This window comes from Streptomyces sp. NPDC127190, from assembly GCF_042672505.1.
Taxonomy (GTDB): Bacteria; Actinomycetota; Actinomycetes; order Streptomycetales; family Streptomycetaceae; genus Streptomyces.
In genome coordinates this window covers 45,208-61,489 of record NZ_JBHXVE010000022.1, presented here as the reverse complement: position 1 = coordinate 61,489, position 16,282 = coordinate 45,208, and the positions used below count along the sequence as shown (strand labels likewise).

Genomic DNA, 16,282 nt, shown 5'->3' with positions numbered 1-16,282 from the left:
GACTCTACCCGCCCATGTCCGGTCAAGCCTGCGGAGGGGGGTTTCCCTGGTCGCGGCCCAGCTGCTCGTCGATGCGCCGCTGTGCGTCGTCGACCTGCGACTGGTACTTGTTCCCGGTCCGCGCGTCGAAGGCGTCACCGGCCTTGTCGACGCCCATCCGGGCCTGGTCCTCGTGGCCCTTGAGCAGACCCTTGAGCTTGTCCAGCATGGACATGGCAGCCCTCCTCGTCGCTTGGGTTCCCTCCCAGGGTCACCGGGCCGGGCGCGGTTCGCATCTCGGGCCCTCAGGACCCGGGCGCGAACAGCCCGGCGAGCCGCCGGTAGGAGTCCAGCAGCGCGGCACGGTCGTATGTGCTGGTGGTGACCAGGATCTCGGCGGCGCCCGTCTCCTTGAGCACCGTCTCCAGCTCCCGGGCGACCTGTTCGGCGGTGCCGGCGATGTGCCGGGCGAGCCCGGACTCGTACAGGTCCCGCTCCTTTACGGTCATCGCGCGGGCCTCGATCTCCTCGGCGGGGGCGAGGGGCGGGAAGGTGCCATGGGTGCGCGCGTACGCCATCGACCAGGCCTCCGGCACCAGCAGCCGGCGCGCCTCCTGCTCGGTGCCGGCGACCGCGACGGTGCCGGAGACCACGACGTACGGCTCCGCCGCCCAGGGGGAGGCCCGGAACAGCGAGCGGTACTGGTCGATCCCGCGCAGCAGCTTCTCGCGGCCCCGCAGATCCCCGATGACCAGGGGCAGACCGGCGCGGGCGGCGATCGCGGCGCCCTCGCCGATCGCCAGCACGAACGGCGGTACGCGCAGACCCTCGGACGGGCGGGCGTGCACCCCGGTGGGCGAGGTCCCGGTGAAGAACTCCAGCAGTTCGCCCAGCTGTGCCGCGAAGTCCTCGGCGTCGCCCCGGTCCCGGCCGAGCGCCCTGCGCACCCCGTCCGTGAAGCCGACGGACCGGCCGAACCCCATGTCGATGCGGCCGGGGAACAGCGCCTCCAGCACCCCGAACTGCTCGGCGACGACAAGGGGCCGGTGGTTGGGCAGCATCACCCCGCCGGTACCGACCCGGATCCTCCGGGTGGCCCCGGCGACCGCCGCCGCGAGCACGGTCGGCGCGGAACCGGCGACGCCGGGCACACCGTGGTGCTCGGACACCCAGAAGCGGTGGTAACCGCGCGCCTCGACCTCGCGCGCCAGCGCGACGGTGTCCCGCAACGCCTCACCGGGCGGCCGGCCCTCGCGCGTACGGGAACGGTCGAGAACGGAGAACCGGGTCCGGTCGATCAGTGCGCTGCTCACACAGGGTTCAACGCGTACGAGTCCCGGGGATTCCCGCTGCCGGGAGGGTGGCTGGGCGGGTGGCATGGTGGGGTGCGGGGCGCTGACAGGTGGTTGACCACTGTGTGCCGGTCGGCACCGGGATGGCCGGGGGCGTGGCGAAGTGGGGGGCGCTGGTTAGGGTTCGGGTGTGAGCGATGACAGCAGACGGCCGATCGCCGTGTTCGATCTCGACAACACCCTCGCGGACACCGCCCACCGGCAGCGCTTTCTGACCACGCGGCCGAAGGACTGGGACGCGTTCTTCGCCGCCGCGCCCCAGGACCCGCCGCTGGAGCGCGGGGTGGCGCTGGCCGTGGAGACCGCCCTCACCTGCGAGGTCGTCTATCTGACGGGCCGCCCCGAGCGGTGTCGCCGGGACACCCTCGACTGGCTCGCGCAGCACGGGCTGCCCGAGGGGCGGGTGCACATGCGGAGCAACTCCGACCGCAGGCCGGCCCGGTTCACCAAACTGGAGACGCTGCGCCGGCTCGCCCGGGACCGCGAGGTCCGGATGCTGGTGGACGACGACGATCTCGTCTGCGACGACGCCGAACGCGCCGGGTTCACCGTCGTACGGGCCCGGTGGGCGGTGAAGTCGGCAGCCCTGGAGGAGGCCCAGGAGCGCGAGGGCCGTACCTGAGACCCGGCCCGGCGCCCGGGCGGGTCAGTCCTCGTCCTCGATGCGGAAGCCCACCTTCATACACACCTGCCAGTGCTCGATGTGCCCGTTGTCGAGCTGGCCGCGGATCTGCGTCACCTCGAACCAGTCCAGGTTGCGCAGGGTCTGGCCGGCACGGTCGATGCCGTTGCGAATGGCCTGGTCGACGCCCTCGTGGGAGCTGCCGACGATCTCGGTCAGCCGGTATGTGTGGTTCGACATGGTTCCACGGTGCCGCATCCGGGCCCGGCCCGCACGGCGTCGAGGCCAGGGGCCGTATTCCCACGGGACCTTGACCTCCGCATTGGTCCATACCAAAATCCAGCACACCCCGTTCGAGCACCGGCTGCTCGACCCCCCACGCCGGGACCCCGCCCTGTCCGCACCGCCCAGGCCAGACAGAACAGGACCCCTCGTGAGACGTCGTCGCCTGCTCGCCCTCCTCTGTGTCACCGGATCCCTCCTCGGCGCCTGCGGGCTGCTGCCGGGCGGGCACGAGCGGAAGACCGTCACCGTGTGGCTGATGCAGGACAGCGCCTCGGCGGACTTCCTCGAACGCTTCACCGCCGACTTCGAACGCACCCACCAGGACCTGCGCCTGGACATCCGCATCCAGCAGTGGACCGGCATCGTCGAGAAGGTGCGCGCCGCGCTCCAGGACCACTCCGGGCACGGCCCCGACGTCATCGAGGTCGGCAACACCCAGGTGCCGCTGTACGCCGACGGCGGCCGGCTCGCCGACCTGACGCTGGACGCGATGCGCGACTGGGACATGGACACCTGGCTGCCCGGCCTCGCCGAACCCGGCAAGGACGGCAACAAGCAGTACGGCATCCCCTGGTACGCGGCCAACCGCGTCGTGATCTACCGCAAGGACCTCTTCGCCCGGGCCCGGATCACCCGGCCGCCGCGCACCCGTGCCGAGTGGCTCGCCGACACCGAGCGGCTCGACACCGGTGGCGACCAGGGCATCTACCTGGCCGGCCAGGACTGGTACACCCTGTCCGGCTTCATCTGGGACGAGGGCGGCGATCTGGCCCGGCAGCGGGACCACGTGTGGGAGGGTGCCCTGGACACCCCGGCCGCGCTGCGTGGCATGGCCTTCTACCGGCGGCTCCAGGCGCTGGGCGCGGGGCCGGTGGACGCCGACGAGGAACACCCGCCGCAGGCCGGCGTGTTCGCCGGCGGCAAGGTCGCCCAGATCGTCGCCGTACCCGGGCTCGCCCAGGCGATCGTGCGGCAGAACCCGGGGCTGACGGGCAAGCTGGGCTTCTTCCCGGTGCCCGGCCCGACCGCCGCACGGCCCGGCACGGTCTTCACCGGCGGCTCCGACCTGGTCGTCCCGGAGAACACCAAGGACCAGTTCGCCGCCACCGCCGTGGTGGGCGCGCTCACCGGCGCCAAGTGGGACACCGAACTGGCCCGCACCATGAACTACGTGCCCAACAGGAGCGCCCTCGCCGCCTCCGTCGCGGACGAGGCGGGGGTCGCCGCCATGGCCGTGGGCGCGGCGCACGGCCGGGCGACCCCGAACACCCCTCAGTGGGCCGATGTCGAGGCCGACAACCCGATCAAGCGGTACATGACCCGGGTGCTGACCGGGGCGGACCCGGCGACCGAGGCCCGCAGGGCCTCCCGGAAGATCACCGAGGCGCTCGCTCCGGACCTCGGCTGACTCAGCGCGCCACGCTCAGCGACAGCGCGAACCGGCCCTGCTCGTCCGTCCACCAGTGGGTCAGGTCCAGGCCCACCGCGGCGAGTTCACGGGTCACACCCTCCTTCCGGAACTTCGCGGACACCTCGGTGCGCAGTTCCTCGCCCGCCGCGAACTCCACGGCGAGACCGAGCGCGGGCACCTTCACGGTCTGCGCGGTACGGGAGCGCAGCCGCATCTCGATCCATTCGCGCTCGGCGTCCCACAGAGCCACGTGCGCGAAGGCGTCCGGGTCGAAGTCGGCGCCCAGCTCGCGGTCGATGACGGCCAGCACGTTCTTGTTGAAGGCGGCCGTCACACCGGCCGCGTCGTCGTACGCCCGGACCAGCACCCGCTCGTCCTTGACCAGGTCGGTGCCGAGCAGCAGCCCGTCGCCCGGGGCGAGCAGCCTGCGCACCGAGGCCAGGAACTCCGCGCGTTCGGCCGGGAGCAGATTGCCGATCGTGCCGCCGAGGAAGGCCAGCAGCCGGGGCCCCGGCGTGGTGGGCAGCGCCAGCGGGGCGGTGAAGTCGGCGATCAGCGCGTGCACCTCCAGCCCCGGGCGCTCCGCGACGAGCGCCTGCCCGGCCTGGCGCAGGGCGCTCTCGCTCACGTCCACCGGGACATAGGCGGCGAGCCCGGTCAGCGCGTCGATCAGATAGCGGGTCTTCTCCGAGGAGCCCGAGCCCAGCTCGACCAGGGTCCGGGCACCGCTCGCGGCGGCGATCTCGCCCGAGCGGACCGCGAGGATCTCCCGTTCGGCGCGCGTCGGGTAGTACTCGGGCAGCTCGGTGATCTCATCGAACAGCTTGCTGCCGCGGGCGTCGTAGAACCACTTCGGGGGCAGCGACTTGGGGTTTGCGGTGAGGCCGCGCAGGACGTCGGCGCGCAGCGCGGCGTCCGTGGCGTCCTCGGGGAGGGTGCGGGTGACGTGCAGGGGACTCAACGGCAGGGCTCCTTCTCGGTTGCGGGCGCCGGATCCTCCAGCGGGGCGAGCAGCACGCCGGCGCGGTTCGCGGTGAGCACGGTGCGGTCGGGGACCTCCTGCCAGAGCGGGTCGTCGTCGTACGGCTCGGAGGCGACGACCGTCCCGCGACCGGGCTCCGTGCGGTACCAGAGGCTGTCGCCCCAGGCGGTGGCGGCGATCGTGTCGCCGTCGGTCAGCAGCAGGTTCAGCCGGGCGGCGGGCGCCGTCCGGGCGACCAGCCGCACCGTCTCGCCCAGCGCCAGGTCCGGCTCGTCGCCGGAGTGCAGCCGGTGCAGGACCAGCGCCCAGACGAACGCCGAGTCGGTGCGGGCCGCGAGCGCGAGCAGCTCGGCCGGGGGCAGCGCGGACAGCAGCGGCGCCGCCGTGTCCGGCCAGCCCGCGATGGCGCCGTTGTGACTGAACAGCCACCGCCCGGCCGCGAACGGCGCCGCCGCGGCCTCCGCGTCGGCGCCCGCGAGGGTCGCGTCGCGGACGGCGGCCAGCACGGCGCCGGAGCGCACCACCCGGGCCAGGTCGGCGAAGGAGAGGTCCGCCCAGATCGGCCCGGCCCGCCGGTAGCGGGCCGGCACCGGATCGTCCGGGGCGTACCAGCCCACCCCGAAGCCGTCGGCGTTGACGGTGCCGTAGCGCTGCCGGCGCGGCGCCCACGACTGTCGCAGCAGACTGTGCGGGGGCTGCACGAGCAGCGTGCCGAGCGGTGTCTCCGGGCCGACATAGGCGATGTGACGGCACATCAGCAGGGCTCCGAGCAGGCGGTGCGGAAGCCGGAGAAGATCTGCCGCCGGATCGGGTAGTCCCAGTTGCGGAACGTGCCCCGGCAGGCCACCGGGTCCACGGCGAACGAACCGCCGCGCAGCACCTTGTAGTCGGAGCCGAAGAACACCTCCGAGTACTCCCGGTACGGAAACGCCCGGAACCCCGGGTACGGCAGGAAGTCGCTCGACGTCCACTCCCACACGTCACCGATCAGCTGCCGTACGCCCAGTGGCGAGGCGCCGTCCGGGTAGCTGCCGGCGGGGGCGGGTCCGAGGTGCCGCTGGCCCAGGTTGGCGTGGACCGGCTCCGGATCGGCGTCACCCCAGGGGTAGCGCCGGGAGCGGCCGGTGACCGGGTCGTGGCGGGCGGCCTTCTCCCACTCCGCCTCGGTGGGCAGCCGGCGCCCGGCCCAGCGGGCGTACGCGTCGGCCTCGTACCAGCTCACATGGAGCACCGGCTCGTCGGGCGGCACCACCTCGGTGACGCCGAACCGGCGGCGCAGCCACTGGCCGCCGTCCCGCCGCCAGAACAGCGGCGTGGAGATCCCGTGCCGCCGGATGTGCGCCCAGCCCTCCGGCGCCCACCAGCGCTCGGTGTCGTAGCCGCCGTCCGCGATGAACGCCTGGTAGGCCGCGTTGGTCACCGGGGTGGTGTCGATCCTGAACGGCGCCACCTCGCGGGTGTGCGCGGGGCGTTCGTTGTCCAGCGCCCAGGGTTCGGCGGAGGTGCCCATGGTGAAGGGGCCGCCGGGGACGAGCACGTCGGGCGGCCCGGTGAAGGGCGGGGCCGGCGCCGGATCGGGGGCGGTCAGGGCCTGCGGACCGGTGCGCAGCTGATGGGTGATCAGCATGGTCTCGTCGTGCTGCTGCTCGTGCTGGGCGATCATGCCGAAGGCGAACCCGGCCGCGGTCAGCCGGGTGCCGTGGAAGTCGGCCGCCGCCAGCACGTCCAGGGCCCGGTCGCGCACCTCGGCCGCGTACCGGCGGGCCTCCTCGGGCGGCAGCAGCGGCAGCGTGGGGCGCTCGGCGCGCGGGTGCTCGAAGGCGTCGTACAGGGTGTCGATCTCCGGGCGCATCGCCTCCCGGCCGCCGACCGCCCGCAGCAGCCACAACTCCTCCTGGTTGCCGATGTGCGCGAGGTCCCACACCAGCGGCGACATCAGCGGGGAGTGCTGCGCGGTGAGGTCCGGGTCCTCGACACAGCTGGTCAGCAGGGTGGTGCGGTCCCGGGCCGCGGTGAGCGAGGCGAGCGCCCGGGCCCGCAGGAGGTCCGGATCGCCGCCGGTGGCGGAGGTGTCGGTCTCGGGGGCCGTCATGTGCGGATGTCCTTCCTCCCGGAGGCGGTGGGGGCGCCGCCCCCGCTCAGTACCCGGTCGTTCAGTTCGCGAACGCTCGGTCCGTCCTCGTCCAGTCCGTCCAGCAGGTCGTCGGCGGGGCAGCGGCCCCGGGCGACGTAGCGGTCCCGGTAGGCGCTCACGGCGTGCAGGACGGCATCGCTCGCGCCGAGCCGGGGCAGCGCCTCCAGGGCGGCCGCGAAGCAGACGTCGGCGGCCTCGCGCAGCTCCCGGTCGGCGAGGGCGTGCCGGGCCGCGTCCACCCACAGCGGGTTGTGCGGGGCGGGCAGGCCCAGCGACCGCTCGGCGAGCGGCTTGACCGCCCGGTACGCGGCCTCGGCGGCCGCCGGATCGTCGAACAGCGCCGCCGTCACCGCGAGCGGCACCATCCAGCCGTCCGGGCCGGGCTGGGCGTCCATCATCCGCAGCTCCAGATGGCCGCGCGGCCGGACCGGCGGGAACAGGGTGGTCAGGTGGTAGTCCAGGTCCGCCCGGGTCGGCGGCCGGGGTGTGCGGGAGCGGGTCCACTCGCGGAAGGTGAGCCCCTCGGGCACCTCCCACGGCCCGCTCTCCCGGCGGACGCACATCACCGGGGCGTCCAGCACATGCCGGGCCCACGCGGCCCGCGGGTCGGCGTCCAGCGGGGGAGCGCCCGCGCGGCCGGCGCCGATCTCCGTCCACAGCAGCTGACGGGTGGACCGCCAGCCGGTGGGCCGGCGCCCGATCAGCGGGGAGTTGGCGAACGCGGCCACCAGGACCGCGCCCAGCTGGTGCGCCAGCCACCAGCGCCGTACATGGCCCAGCGGGCCGGGCTCCTCGTGGCCGGCGTCCACGCACACCTGTACGGAGGCCGAGGTGCACATCATGTGCCGGCCGGCCGGACCGGTGCGGTCCAGGCAGGCCTCCATGGCGTCGTAGCGCGGTTCCCGCAGGAACCTGCGGGGCGCGTGCCAGGGGTCGTGGCCGATGCCGAGGATGCCGAGGCCGTCCTCGGCGAGCACGGCGCGGACGGCGTCCAGGTCGGCCGAGACGGTGTCCACGCACTCCATCAGGGAGGCGGCGGGCGGCGAGCTGAGCTCCAGCTGGCCGCCGGGTTCGACGGTGAGCGCCGAGCCCAGGGGTACGGCCCGCAGCCTGGCGTAGGCCGCTTCGAGCCGGTCACAGCTCACGGGAAGCTGCGGCGTCCGCAGCTCGTGGACGAGCCACTCCAGTTCCACACCCAGCGCCCGGGGCGGTCCGGTCTTGAAGCAGATGCCCCTGACCAGGGCTTCCACCTCGGCGTCGGTGAAGGCTGTCCGGGACTCCGTACAGTCGCCACCGTCGCTCTTGGAATCAGACATGTCGGGATCCTCCTGAGAGACACCACCATGTCACCGGCCCGGTCCAGGGTGGTCCGGGCCGGCACTCGTTCCACCCAAGACCCTCGCGCCGGTTCGCACAAGGGTGCCCTGCCGGATGTTCCGGATCGGTCATCCCCGTTTCCGTGCCCGTTCCCGGGACGTTCCCGGGGACGGGAAACTCCGTTGCACCGCATCACCAGCATCGCCCAGGATGCCTGCGTGAGCACGACGGGGGAGACCGCGCGGGCCGTGGTCACGGCGTCCACGGGGGTGGCGCCGTGAGCGCCGGCCCGCGCGGAACCGCCCCGGAAGCGGACGTCCGCGGCAGCCCCGCGGCGGCCGGTCAGGTCCAGCCGTAGCGCTCGTGCAGCCGCTGCCGCACCAGGTTGAACCGCATCCGGTCCAGCGCGCAGGCCTCCCGGCGCATGCCGCTCTCGTGCAGCCTCAGCACCCGGTCCACGTCCACCCAGGAGTCCCGGCCGGACCGGTCCCAGGGCCCGTTGCCGATCGCCACCCACTCGCGGTCGCCGTCGTGCCGCTTGCTGGAGAGCTGTACGGCGAGGAAGGTGCCCGCCGCCTCCCGGGCGACGACCAGCACCGGGCGGTCCTTGCCCCGCCCGTCGTTCTCCTCGAAGGGCACCCAGGTCCACACGATCTCGCCGGGGTCCGGGTCGCCGTCGTGGGCCGGGGAGTACTCGGTGCGCACCCGGCCGACCTCGCGCGGGTCGGCCTCGGTGGTGGCGTGCGGGCCGTAACGGCCGGGGACGTTCTCATCGGTAAACGTGGTCACGGCGGCACCCTAGTGGTACGGATCATGCCGCAACGAGCCGCCGGACCCCGCGGATTACTCCGATGCGGTGTCGGCGCGCCGGCCGATGGCCATGCCGGGGCGGCGCACGTGCACCGTCAGATACGTCAGCCCGCCCGGCCCGGCGGTGATGCTGCGCGTCGCGCCGTGCGGCAGCCACACCAGGACCCCCTCGGCGAGCGGCTGCGGTTCCTCCGCCGTGCCCTGTCCGAGCACGCCGTCCCCGGCGACCACCATCAGCAGCACGTCCAGCCGGGGCTCGGCGTGCGCGGCGACCCGGGTGTCCGGGGCGAGCCGGACCACGTTGGCGTCGAGCTGGCGCCCGCTCTCGGCCAGCTTCCACAGCACCCCCGAGGGGACCGGTGGCGCCTCGGCCAGGGCCCGGGCGTCGCACAGCAGACGCGGTTCAGGCTCGGGCCCGAGGCCGCCGATCGGCCGGTTCCCGATCGCGGACTGCTGTCTCATCTGCTGTTCCTCTCGGCTCTCGTCGTCCCCCGTGCCCGACTACCCCCGCCCGCACTCTACTCATTAATACATGTAGGATTCGTGAAAAATCAGCGCAGGTGAGAGCGGGGTGCCCGGACATGGCCACACGGGAGAGCCCACGACGGCGCGAGGTGCTGGACACGCTGCGTGCCGCGCCCGCACCGCTGGGTGTCACGGAGACGGCCGAGCGGATGGGCATCCACCCCAACACCGTCCGCTTCCATCTGGACGCCCTGGTGGCCGAGGGCCTGGTCGAGCGCCGGACCGAGGCACCGTCCGGACCCGGCAGGCCGCGCACCGTCTACACGCCCCGCCCCGGCATGCCCCGCGGCGGCACCCGCTCGTACCCCCTCCTGGCGCGGATGCTGCTCAGCCGCTGGGCGGCCGCCGATCCGGCCGAGGCACACGCGGAGGCGCTGGAGACCGGCCGCGAGTGGGGCCGCTTCCTGGTGGACCCGCCGGCGCCGTTCGAGCGGCCCACGTCCGCGCGTGCGGCGGCCGGACTGGTCGCCCTCCTGGACGACCTGGGCTTCGCACCCCGCCCGGAGGGCGCGACGGAGCCGGACGGCCCACCGGAGCGGATCCGGCTGCACCACTGCCCGTTCCTCGAACTGGCCGAGGAACGCGGCCGGCTGGTGTGCCCGCTCCATCTCGGCCTGATCCAGGGCGCCCTGGCGCGGCTCGACGCCTCGCTGACCGCCACCGGACTGGAACCCTTCGCCGAACCGGACTCCTGCGTGGCCCGTCTGGCCGAGCGCCCGGCCGCCGCCTGAGCCCGCCCGGCCCCTCGCTCCCGCTGCCCCGCGGCGGAGAAAGGCACCCCTTCATGAACGCCACGTCCGCCGCCACCGCGAGCGCGGTCACCTTCGTCTGGCTCGGCATGGTGCTGGCGATCTCCTTCCTGGAGGCGCCGCTGAAGTTCCGTGCGCCGGGCGTGACGATCCCGATCGGCCTCGGCATCGGCCGGCTGGTGTTCCGGGCGCTGAACGCCGTCGAGGCGGTCTTCGCCGTCGCGGTGATCGCCGTGGCCGCCGCGGGCGGGGCCACGGCCGCCGTCGGCTGGGCGACCGGCGCCGCGGCGGCCCTCCTGCTCGCCCAGCTGGCCGTCGTACGACCGCTGCTCAACCGCAGGTCCGACCGGGTGCTGGCGGGCGAGGACCTGCCCCGCTCGCGCAGTCACCTCTGGTACGTGGCCCTGGAGCTGGCCAAGGTCGCCGCCCTGATCGCACTCGGAGTGGCCCTGAACACCCGGTGACGGTGGTGTTCCGGGGGGCTCCGCTCAGTCCTCCTCGTCCACCGGTACCGGCAGGGAGGGCGAAGTGGCCGGTGCCGCCGGGGCGTTGTCGCCCATGGTGGCCAGCAGCTTCCGGGCGAGACCGAGGCCGGTGCCGCCCATGGTGAGCGCCTTCGCGAACAGCTCGCCCATGCCGTCGGCGCCGTTGAGCAGCACCATGTTGTCCACATTGCCGAACGCGGACGCTCCGGCCTGCACGATCTCCGGCCACTTCTCCGCGAGTTGCTGGGCGACGACCGCCTCCTGGTTCTCGGCGAGCGCGGCGGCCCGCGCCTTGATGGCCTCCGCCTCCGCCAGACCCTGGGCCCGGATCGCCTCGGCCTCCGCCAGACCCTTCGCCTGCGCGGCCGCGGCCTCCGCCTGACCGGTGGCCCGGGTGGCGTCCGCGCCGGCCGCACCGCGCGTCTTGGTCGCCTCGGCCTCGGCGGCCGCGGCCGTCTTCACCCGGGTCGCCTCGGCCCCGGCCGCCAGCTCCGTCTCCTTCGCCTTGGCCTCGGCCGCCGAGATCCGCGCATCGCGCTCGGCCTCGGCCAGCGTCCGCTTCTCGTACGCCTTCGCGTCCGCCGGCTTGCGGACGTCCGCCTGGAGCTGCTGCTCGCGCCGGTGCGCCTCCAGCTCGGCGACCCGGGTCTCCTGCACCACCACCTCCTGCCGGGCGCCGGCCTCGGCGAGCGGACCGGCCTGCCGGGCCTTCGCCGCCGCCTTGTCCCGCTCGGCCTGGTAGCCGGCCTGAAGGATCTCGCTGTCCCGGGTGGCCTCCGCCATCCGCGCGAACGACTGCTGCTCCGCCTCGGTGGCCAGCCGGTTCGCCTCCGCCTGCGCGATCCGCGCGTCCCGCTGCACAGCCGCCGCGTGCGGCATCGCCAGGTTCTGGATGTAGCCGGTCGGGTCCTCGATCTCATGGATCTGCAACGAGTCCACGATCAGCCCGAGCTTCTCCATCTCGGTACCGCAGGCCGCCCGGGTCTGCCCGGTCAGCTTCTCGCGGTCGCGGATCATGTCCTCCACCGTCAACCCGCCTACGATGGACCGCAGATGACCGGCGAAGACGTTGTGCACCCGGTCGGACATCAGCTTCTGCTGGTCCAGGAAACGACGGGCCGCGTTGGCGATCGACACGAAGTCGTCGCCCACCTTGAAGATGACCACGCCCCGCACCTTCAGCGGAATGCCCTGGTGCGTGACGCAGTCCACGTGCAGCTCGGTCTCGTTCAGGTCCAGGGACAGCTTGCGCACCGCCTGCACCCCGGGCAGCACCAGCGTGCCGCGCCCGGTGACGATGCGGAACCCCATCCCCTCCTCCAGGCCCTCCGTACGGTGCTTGGAGCCGGAGATGATGAGCGCCTCGTTCGGCTCGGCGACCCGCCACATCAGCTTGAAGAGACCGACCAGCACGAGGACGGCCACCACGACCGCCCCCGCAACGACGCCGACGATCATCGGCATTCGCCCCCTTTGCATGGTGCCTGATCCGGCACCGGACGAAGGGAGTGTGCGCCCGCCCGGACGCCCCGAGAAGACGGCGGGGAATCCTTGTTGCCATCTTGACGCACACCGCCCTCACCTGGGGCGCAGCCCGCTCAACTGTCGTAGGCGGCGATGACGTACACCGTCCTGGGCGGCAGGTACTCCACCACCGTGACCACCGTCCCGGGCGAGAGGCGGGCGGTGCCGTCGGCCGGGTGGGCGAGGAAGTGCTCGGCGCCGCCGCGCACCCGCACGATCACCTCGCCGACCAGCCCGGGCCCGACCGTGCCCGTCACCCGGCCGAGCAGCCCGACCATCGACACATCGTCCATGGTCCCAGCGTACGGGCGGAACGCCGGCGTCAGAGGACCCCTGCGGCCTCGTCCCGGCGCGGCGGCCGGTGCGTGTGCCAGCGCAGCTCCGCCTCCACCTGGGCGGCGAGCCGGACCAGCAGCGGCTCGCTGCACGCGGGCCCGAGCAGCTGGGCCCCGACCGGCAGACCGTCCCCGACGAACCCCGCGGGGATGTTCACGCCGGGCCAGCCGAGCACGTTCCACGGCCAGGCGTAGGGGCAGGCGGCGATCACCGCCCGCTCCGTGGCCGTCCCGCCCAGCCGGTGCAGGGCGCCGATCCGGGGCGGGGGAGCGGCCGTGGTCGGGGCGAGGACCACGTCGTACGTGTCGAAGAACGCGCCGATCCGCCGGTGCAGCACCGCCTCCGCCCGCCGGGCCGCCCGCAGTGGGGCCCGCCGAGCAGCCGGCCGAGCCGGGCGGTGCCCCGGGTGCGCGGATCGAGCAGCGCCGGGTCGGGCGCCTCGCGGGCCCACTCGGCGACACCGGCGGTGGCCCGCGGCACGAAGGTCAGCCCGATCTGCCCGTACGGCGGATCCGCCGGTACGACCGTGTGCCCCAACCGCTCCAGCAGCTCGGCGAGTTCGGTCACCCGGGCGCGGATCCCCGGGTCCAGCCGGGCGGGTACGGCGGTGAACGGCGGCCGCAGGGAGAGTGCGATGCGCAGCCGGCCGGGGTCCTGGCCGACCGCGTCCGCCACCGTGAGCGCGGGCGGCCGGTGCGGGTCCCGGGCGTGGTTGCCGCTCGCCGCGTCCAGCAGCAGGGCCGCGTCGGCGACCGTACGGGCCAGGGTGCCGTTGACCGTGATGCCCTGGAAGGGCTCGGCGCGCGGCCAGGTGGAGATGCGGCCGCGCTGCGGTTTGATGCCGATCATATGGGTCCAGGCGGCGGGGATCCGCACCGATCCGGCGCCGTCGGAGCCGAGCGCGGCCGGGACCAGCCCGGCGGCGACCGCGGCGGCCGAGCCACCGGAGGACCCGCCCGGGGTGTGCCCGGGGTGCCAGGGATTGCGGGTCTCACCGAACGCCGGCCCCTCGGTGAACGGCCACTGCCCCAGCTCGCAGGCGTTCGTCTTGCCGACGATCACCGCGCCGGCCGCGCGCAGCCGCCGTACCGCCTCGCCGTCCGCGGCCGCCGGCGGGAAGTCCCCCCGGCAGCCGAAGGCGGTCGGCTCGCCGGCCACGTCCATGTCGTCCTTCACCGCGACCGGCACCCCGAGCAGCGGGCGCCGTCCGCCGGCGGCCAACTCCCGGTCGGCCGCGTCCGCTTCGGCGAGCGCGGCCTCGGCCCGGACGATCCGGAACGCGTTCAGCGTGCCCTGGGTCCGCTCGATCCGGACGAGCGTCCGCTCCACCAACTCCCGTGAGGTCACGGCTCCTTCGCGCAGGGCGCGGCGCGATTCCACGAGACCGGCGACGGGATCGGACACCATGGCGGAGCACCTCCGGGAGACTCCGGGACCTTGTCTACCGAACAGTAACGTCAGTGGGGTCCCGGCGGTACGGGCTCCCGCACCAGCCGGCGCAGCCAGTCCCGGCGGGCCGTCCGGGCCGAGCGGGAGAGGGCCGCTTCGGGGGCGAGGGTGTCGAAGCCGTGGAAGCCGCCCGGCCAGACGTGGAGTTCGGCCGCGCCGCCGCACTGCCACAGGCGCGAGGCGTAGGCGACCACCTCGTCCCGGAAGGTCTCCGCCGAGCCGACGTCCAGATAGGCCGGGGGCAGCCCGGACAGATCGGTGGCGCGGGCCGGCGCGGCGTAGGGGGACACGTCCGGGCCGCCCCGGCTCTCGCCCAGCAGCGCCGTCCAGCCGGTCTCGTTGGCGGTGCGGTCCCAGACGCCCCGGCCCGCCATCTGCCGGCTGGAGACGGTGTCGTTGCGGTCGTCGAGCATCGGGCCCATCAGCAACTGGCCCAGCAGGCGGGGGCCGTTGCGGTCCCGGGCGAGCAGGGCGGCCGCCGCGGCCAGTCCGCCGCCCGCGCTGGCGCCCACGACGACGATCCGGTCCGGGTCGCCGCCGATCTCCCGGGCGTGCCGGGCGGTCCACACCAGGCCCGCGTACACGTCCTCGACCGGCGCCGGATGCGGGTGCTCGGGGGCGAGCCGGTACTCCACCGACACCACCACCGCGCCGAGTTCCCGGGCCCAGGCCAGGGGCACCTCGACACCGGCCCGGTTGGTGCCGAGCATCATGCCGCCGCCGTGCACGTGGTAGAGCACCGGCAGCGGGGCGGCGGGCGCGCCGGCGGCGGGACGGCACAGCAGCAGGGAGACGTCCGGGGCGCCCGGCGGGCCGGGCACCGTGCGGTCCCGGGCCGTGAAGGCGCCGTCCAGGGTGACGTCGACCAGCGCGAGCAGCTCGGGGCCCGTGGCCCGGCGGGCGGCCGCGAGGTCGTCCCGGGTGAAGCCGGGCGCCAACGCGTCCTCGGACCGCTCCAGCACGGCGGCCAGTTCCGCGTCGAACGGCGGCGGGACCAGGGACATCGCTTCTCCTTACAGAGCTCCTCCGACAGCACCGGTCACCCCGGCACACCCGTCCGGCACGACCGGGCACCGGTTGCATACCCCGTCAGCTGCCGGCTCAGGGCCACCAGGGTCAGGAGTGCGACCAGGCCGCACACGCCGGTCCAGCCGTACTGGGCGAAGGCCCGGGTGCCCAGCCAGGAGCCCAGGCTGCCGCCCAGATAGGCGCAGGTCATGTAGGCGGTGTTGAGCCGGCTGCGGACGCCGGCGCCGAGGCCGTACACCCGCACCTGGTTGGCGACCATCCCGGACTGCATGCCGATGTCCAGCAGCAGCGTGCCCCCGGCCAGGGCCGCGAGCCCGGGCGCCCCGCCGAGACCGCCCAGGGCGAGCAGCCCGGCGGAGGCGGTGACCAGCAGGAAGCAGACCAGGTTCACCGCGTCCGGGCCACGCCGGTCCACCCGCCGGCCCGCATACGGGGTGACGACCATGGTGACCGCGTTGACCAGCGCGAACCCCCCGACGGCGGCCGCGCCGAACCCGTACCGGGGGCCGGTGAGCAGCAGCGGCAGTCCGGTCCACGCGGCGGAGAAGGCGGCGAAGACGGCGGTCTGGTAGCAGCAGGAGCGGCGCAGGGCCGGTTCGGTGCGCAGCAGCCGCAGCGGCTCGGCCAGCAGCCGCGGATACCGCTGCCGGGACGGCGGCTCCCGGTCCGGCAGCGCGCGGGCGAGCAGCCCGGCGACCGCGAGGGTGAGCAGGGCGGCCAGGAGGTACGGCGCCCGCCAGCCCAGCTGCTCGCCGAGGGCGCCCCCGGCCGTGCGGGACAGCAGCATGCCCGCGAGGGACCCGCTCAGCAGCGTGCCGCCGGCCACGCCCCGCCGCTCGGCCGGCACCAGGCCCGCCGTCAGCGGCCCGGCGAGCGGGGCGATCACGGTGCTCGCCCCGGTGAGCGCGCTCGCCGCGAGCAGCTGCGGCAGCGCGGGCGCGGCGGCAGCGGCGCACAGCCCGAGACCGGTGAGCACGAGCAGCGCGACGAGCAGCGGGCGGGGCCGCAGCCGGTCGCCGAGCGGGACCAGCAGGAAGATCCCCGCCGCGTAGCCGAACTGGGTGGCGGTCACCGCCCCGGCCGCCGCGTCCGCAGAGACGCCGAGGCCGGCCGCCGCGAGCGGCACGATCGCCTGCGGGAAGTAGACGTTGCCGACGGCCACCCCGCAGGCGAGCGCCAGCAGCGGGACGAGCCGGGAGACGCCCGGCGGCAGCGCGGTACCCTGCCCGGTGTGATGATCCGTCATAGGCGCAAGTCCACGTCCCACGCCGGCCGTTGCCCAACGATGTAGCC

At 74.4% G+C, this 16,282-nt stretch carries 17 protein-coding genes and 1 pseudogene; 4 read left to right on the top strand and 14 right to left on the bottom strand.

Going from position 1 to position 16,282, the window contains the following annotated elements; translation table 11 throughout:
* Positions 1–22: 22 nt before the first annotated feature.
* Together ACFVIU_RS28865 and ACFVIU_RS28860 are read right to left on the bottom strand one after the other, a co-directional pair.
* The gene (locus ACFVIU_RS28865; RefSeq protein WP_385846063.1) at positions 23–214 is read right to left on the bottom strand and encodes an antitoxin; all 192 of its coding nucleotides are present in this window, start codon (positions 212–214) and stop codon (positions 23–25) included.
* A 70-nt stretch (positions 215–284) separates the two neighbouring features.
* Positions 285–1,292, bottom strand: coding sequence for an LLM class flavin-dependent oxidoreductase (locus ACFVIU_RS28860; RefSeq protein ID WP_385846061.1), 1,008 nt, complete (start codon positions 1,290–1,292; stop codon positions 285–287).
* A 169-nt stretch (positions 1,293–1,461) separates the two neighbouring features.
* On the opposite strand from ACFVIU_RS28860, the gene ACFVIU_RS28855 reads away from it, so the two are divergent.
* Positions 1,462–1,953, top strand: coding sequence for a hypothetical protein (locus ACFVIU_RS28855; RefSeq protein ID WP_385846060.1), 492 nt, complete (start codon positions 1,462–1,464; stop codon positions 1,951–1,953).
* A 24-nt stretch (positions 1,954–1,977) separates the two neighbouring features.
* On the opposite strand, the gene ACFVIU_RS28850 is transcribed toward ACFVIU_RS28855, so the two are convergent.
* Positions 1,978–2,193, bottom strand: a complete 216-nt coding sequence (locus ACFVIU_RS28850; RefSeq protein WP_385846059.1) for a dodecin — start codon at positions 2,191–2,193, stop codon at positions 1,978–1,980.
* A gap of 193 nt (positions 2,194–2,386) precedes the next feature.
* Here ACFVIU_RS28850 and ACFVIU_RS28845 point away from each other — a divergent pair, with 193 nt between their 5' ends.
* Positions 2,387–3,646, top strand: a complete 1,260-nt coding sequence (locus ACFVIU_RS28845; protein ID WP_385846058.1) for an extracellular solute-binding protein — start codon at positions 2,387–2,389, stop codon at positions 3,644–3,646.
* 1 nt (position 3,647) lies between these two features.
* On the opposite strand, the gene egtD is transcribed toward ACFVIU_RS28845, so the two are convergent.
* From egtD to ACFVIU_RS28815, 6 genes are all read right to left on the bottom strand, one after another.
* Positions 3,648–4,610, bottom strand: coding sequence for an L-histidine N(alpha)-methyltransferase (gene egtD, locus ACFVIU_RS28840; RefSeq protein WP_385846056.1), 963 nt, complete (start codon positions 4,608–4,610; stop codon positions 3,648–3,650).
* On the bottom strand, positions 4,607–5,386 hold the full coding sequence (egtC, locus tag ACFVIU_RS28835) for an ergothioneine biosynthesis protein EgtC (protein ID WP_385846054.1): 780 nt from the start codon (positions 5,384–5,386) through the stop codon (positions 4,607–4,609). The genes egtD and egtC overlap by 4 nt, the downstream gene beginning before the upstream one ends.
* Entirely contained in the window at positions 5,386–6,723 is a 1,338-nt protein-coding gene (egtB, locus tag ACFVIU_RS28830; RefSeq protein ID WP_385846053.1) for an ergothioneine biosynthesis protein EgtB, read from the bottom strand. Before egtB ends, egtC begins: the two co-directional genes overlap by 1 nt.
* Positions 6,720–8,081: an ergothioneine biosynthesis glutamate--cysteine ligase EgtA gene (egtA, locus tag ACFVIU_RS28825; RefSeq protein ID WP_385846051.1), complete on the bottom strand. Its 1,362-nt coding sequence runs from the start codon at positions 8,079–8,081 to the stop codon at positions 6,720–6,722. Before egtA ends, egtB begins: the two co-directional genes overlap by 4 nt.
* Positions 8,082–8,424: 343 nt before the next feature.
* Positions 8,425–8,871, bottom strand: coding sequence for a type II toxin-antitoxin system PemK/MazF family toxin (locus ACFVIU_RS28820; protein WP_385846049.1), 447 nt, complete (start codon positions 8,869–8,871; stop codon positions 8,425–8,427).
* A gap of 54 nt (positions 8,872–8,925) precedes the next feature.
* Positions 8,926–9,354: a cupin domain-containing protein gene (locus ACFVIU_RS28815; RefSeq protein ID WP_385846048.1), complete on the bottom strand. Its 429-nt coding sequence runs from the start codon at positions 9,352–9,354 to the stop codon at positions 8,926–8,928.
* Between the two features lie 119 nt (positions 9,355–9,473).
* Here ACFVIU_RS28815 and ACFVIU_RS28810 point away from each other — a divergent pair, with 119 nt between their 5' ends.
* Positions 9,474–10,148: a helix-turn-helix transcriptional regulator gene (locus tag ACFVIU_RS28810; RefSeq protein WP_385846047.1), complete on the top strand. Its 675-nt coding sequence runs from the start codon at positions 9,474–9,476 to the stop codon at positions 10,146–10,148.
* Positions 10,149–10,201: 53 nt separating this feature from the next.
* Positions 10,202–10,630 (top strand): hypothetical protein, encoded by a 429-nt coding sequence (locus ACFVIU_RS28805; RefSeq protein ID WP_385846045.1) that lies wholly within the window; start codon positions 10,202–10,204, stop codon positions 10,628–10,630.
* Positions 10,631–10,654: 24 nt separating this feature from the next.
* Here the strand turns inward: ACFVIU_RS28805 and ACFVIU_RS28800 are convergent, their stop codons facing one another.
* From ACFVIU_RS28800 to ACFVIU_RS28780, 5 genes and pseudogenes are all read right to left on the bottom strand, one after another.
* Positions 10,655–12,115: an SPFH domain-containing protein gene (locus ACFVIU_RS28800; RefSeq protein ID WP_385846044.1), complete on the bottom strand. Its 1,461-nt coding sequence runs from the start codon at positions 12,113–12,115 to the stop codon at positions 10,655–10,657.
* Between the two features lie 134 nt (positions 12,116–12,249).
* Positions 12,250–12,468: a hypothetical protein gene (locus ACFVIU_RS28795; protein WP_385846043.1), complete on the bottom strand. Its 219-nt coding sequence runs from the start codon at positions 12,466–12,468 to the stop codon at positions 12,250–12,252.
* Positions 12,469–12,497: 29 nt separating this feature from the next.
* Positions 12,498–13,918 (bottom strand): annotated as a pseudogene (locus ACFVIU_RS28790) (amidase).
* A 50-nt stretch (positions 13,919–13,968) separates the two neighbouring features.
* Positions 13,969–14,964: an alpha/beta hydrolase gene (locus ACFVIU_RS28785; protein ID WP_385846041.1), complete on the bottom strand. Its 996-nt coding sequence runs from the start codon at positions 14,962–14,964 to the stop codon at positions 13,969–13,971.
* 35 nt (positions 14,965–14,999) lie between these two features.
* Positions 15,000–16,235: an MFS transporter gene (locus ACFVIU_RS28780; protein WP_385846040.1), complete on the bottom strand. Its 1,236-nt coding sequence runs from the start codon at positions 16,233–16,235 to the stop codon at positions 15,000–15,002.
* Positions 16,236–16,282 lie beyond the last annotated feature (47 nt).

Bases quoted from the DNA above. Each gene is read 5' to 3' on its own strand.
- ACFVIU_RS28865 (WP_385846063.1), bottom strand. From the start codon at position 214: ATGTCCATGCTGGACAAGCTCAAGGGTCTGCTCAAGGGCCACGAGGAC.
- ACFVIU_RS28850 (WP_385846059.1), bottom strand. From the start codon at position 2,193: ATGTCGAACCACACATACCGGCTGACCGAGATCGTCGGCAGCTCCCAC.
- egtC (WP_385846054.1), bottom strand. From the start codon at position 5,386: ATGTGCCGTCACATCGCCTATGTCGGCCCGGAGACACCGCTCGGCACG.
- egtB (WP_385846053.1), bottom strand. From the start codon at position 6,723: ATGACGGCCCCCGAGACCGACACCTCCGCCACCGGCGGCGATCCGGAC.
- egtA (WP_385846051.1), bottom strand. From the start codon at position 8,081: ATGTCTGATTCCAAGAGCGACGGTGGCGACTGTACGGAGTCCCGGACA.
- ACFVIU_RS28815 (WP_385846048.1), bottom strand. From the start codon at position 9,354: ATGAGACAGCAGTCCGCGATCGGGAACCGGCCGATCGGCGGCCTCGGG.
- ACFVIU_RS28810 (WP_385846047.1), top strand. From the start codon at position 9,474: ATGGCCACACGGGAGAGCCCACGACGGCGCGAGGTGCTGGACACGCTG.
- ACFVIU_RS28805 (WP_385846045.1), top strand. From the start codon at position 10,202: ATGAACGCCACGTCCGCCGCCACCGCGAGCGCGGTCACCTTCGTCTGG.
- ACFVIU_RS28800 (WP_385846044.1), bottom strand. From the start codon at position 12,115: ATGCCGATGATCGTCGGCGTCGTTGCGGGGGCGGTCGTGGTGGCCGTC.
- ACFVIU_RS28795 (WP_385846043.1), bottom strand. From the start codon at position 12,468: ATGGACGATGTGTCGATGGTCGGGCTGCTCGGCCGGGTGACGGGCACG.
- ACFVIU_RS28785 (WP_385846041.1), bottom strand. From the start codon at position 14,964: ATGTCCCTGGTCCCGCCGCCGTTCGACGCGGAACTGGCCGCCGTGCTG.
- ACFVIU_RS28780 (WP_385846040.1), bottom strand. From the start codon at position 16,235: ATGACGGATCATCACACCGGGCAGGGTACCGCGCTGCCGCCGGGCGTC.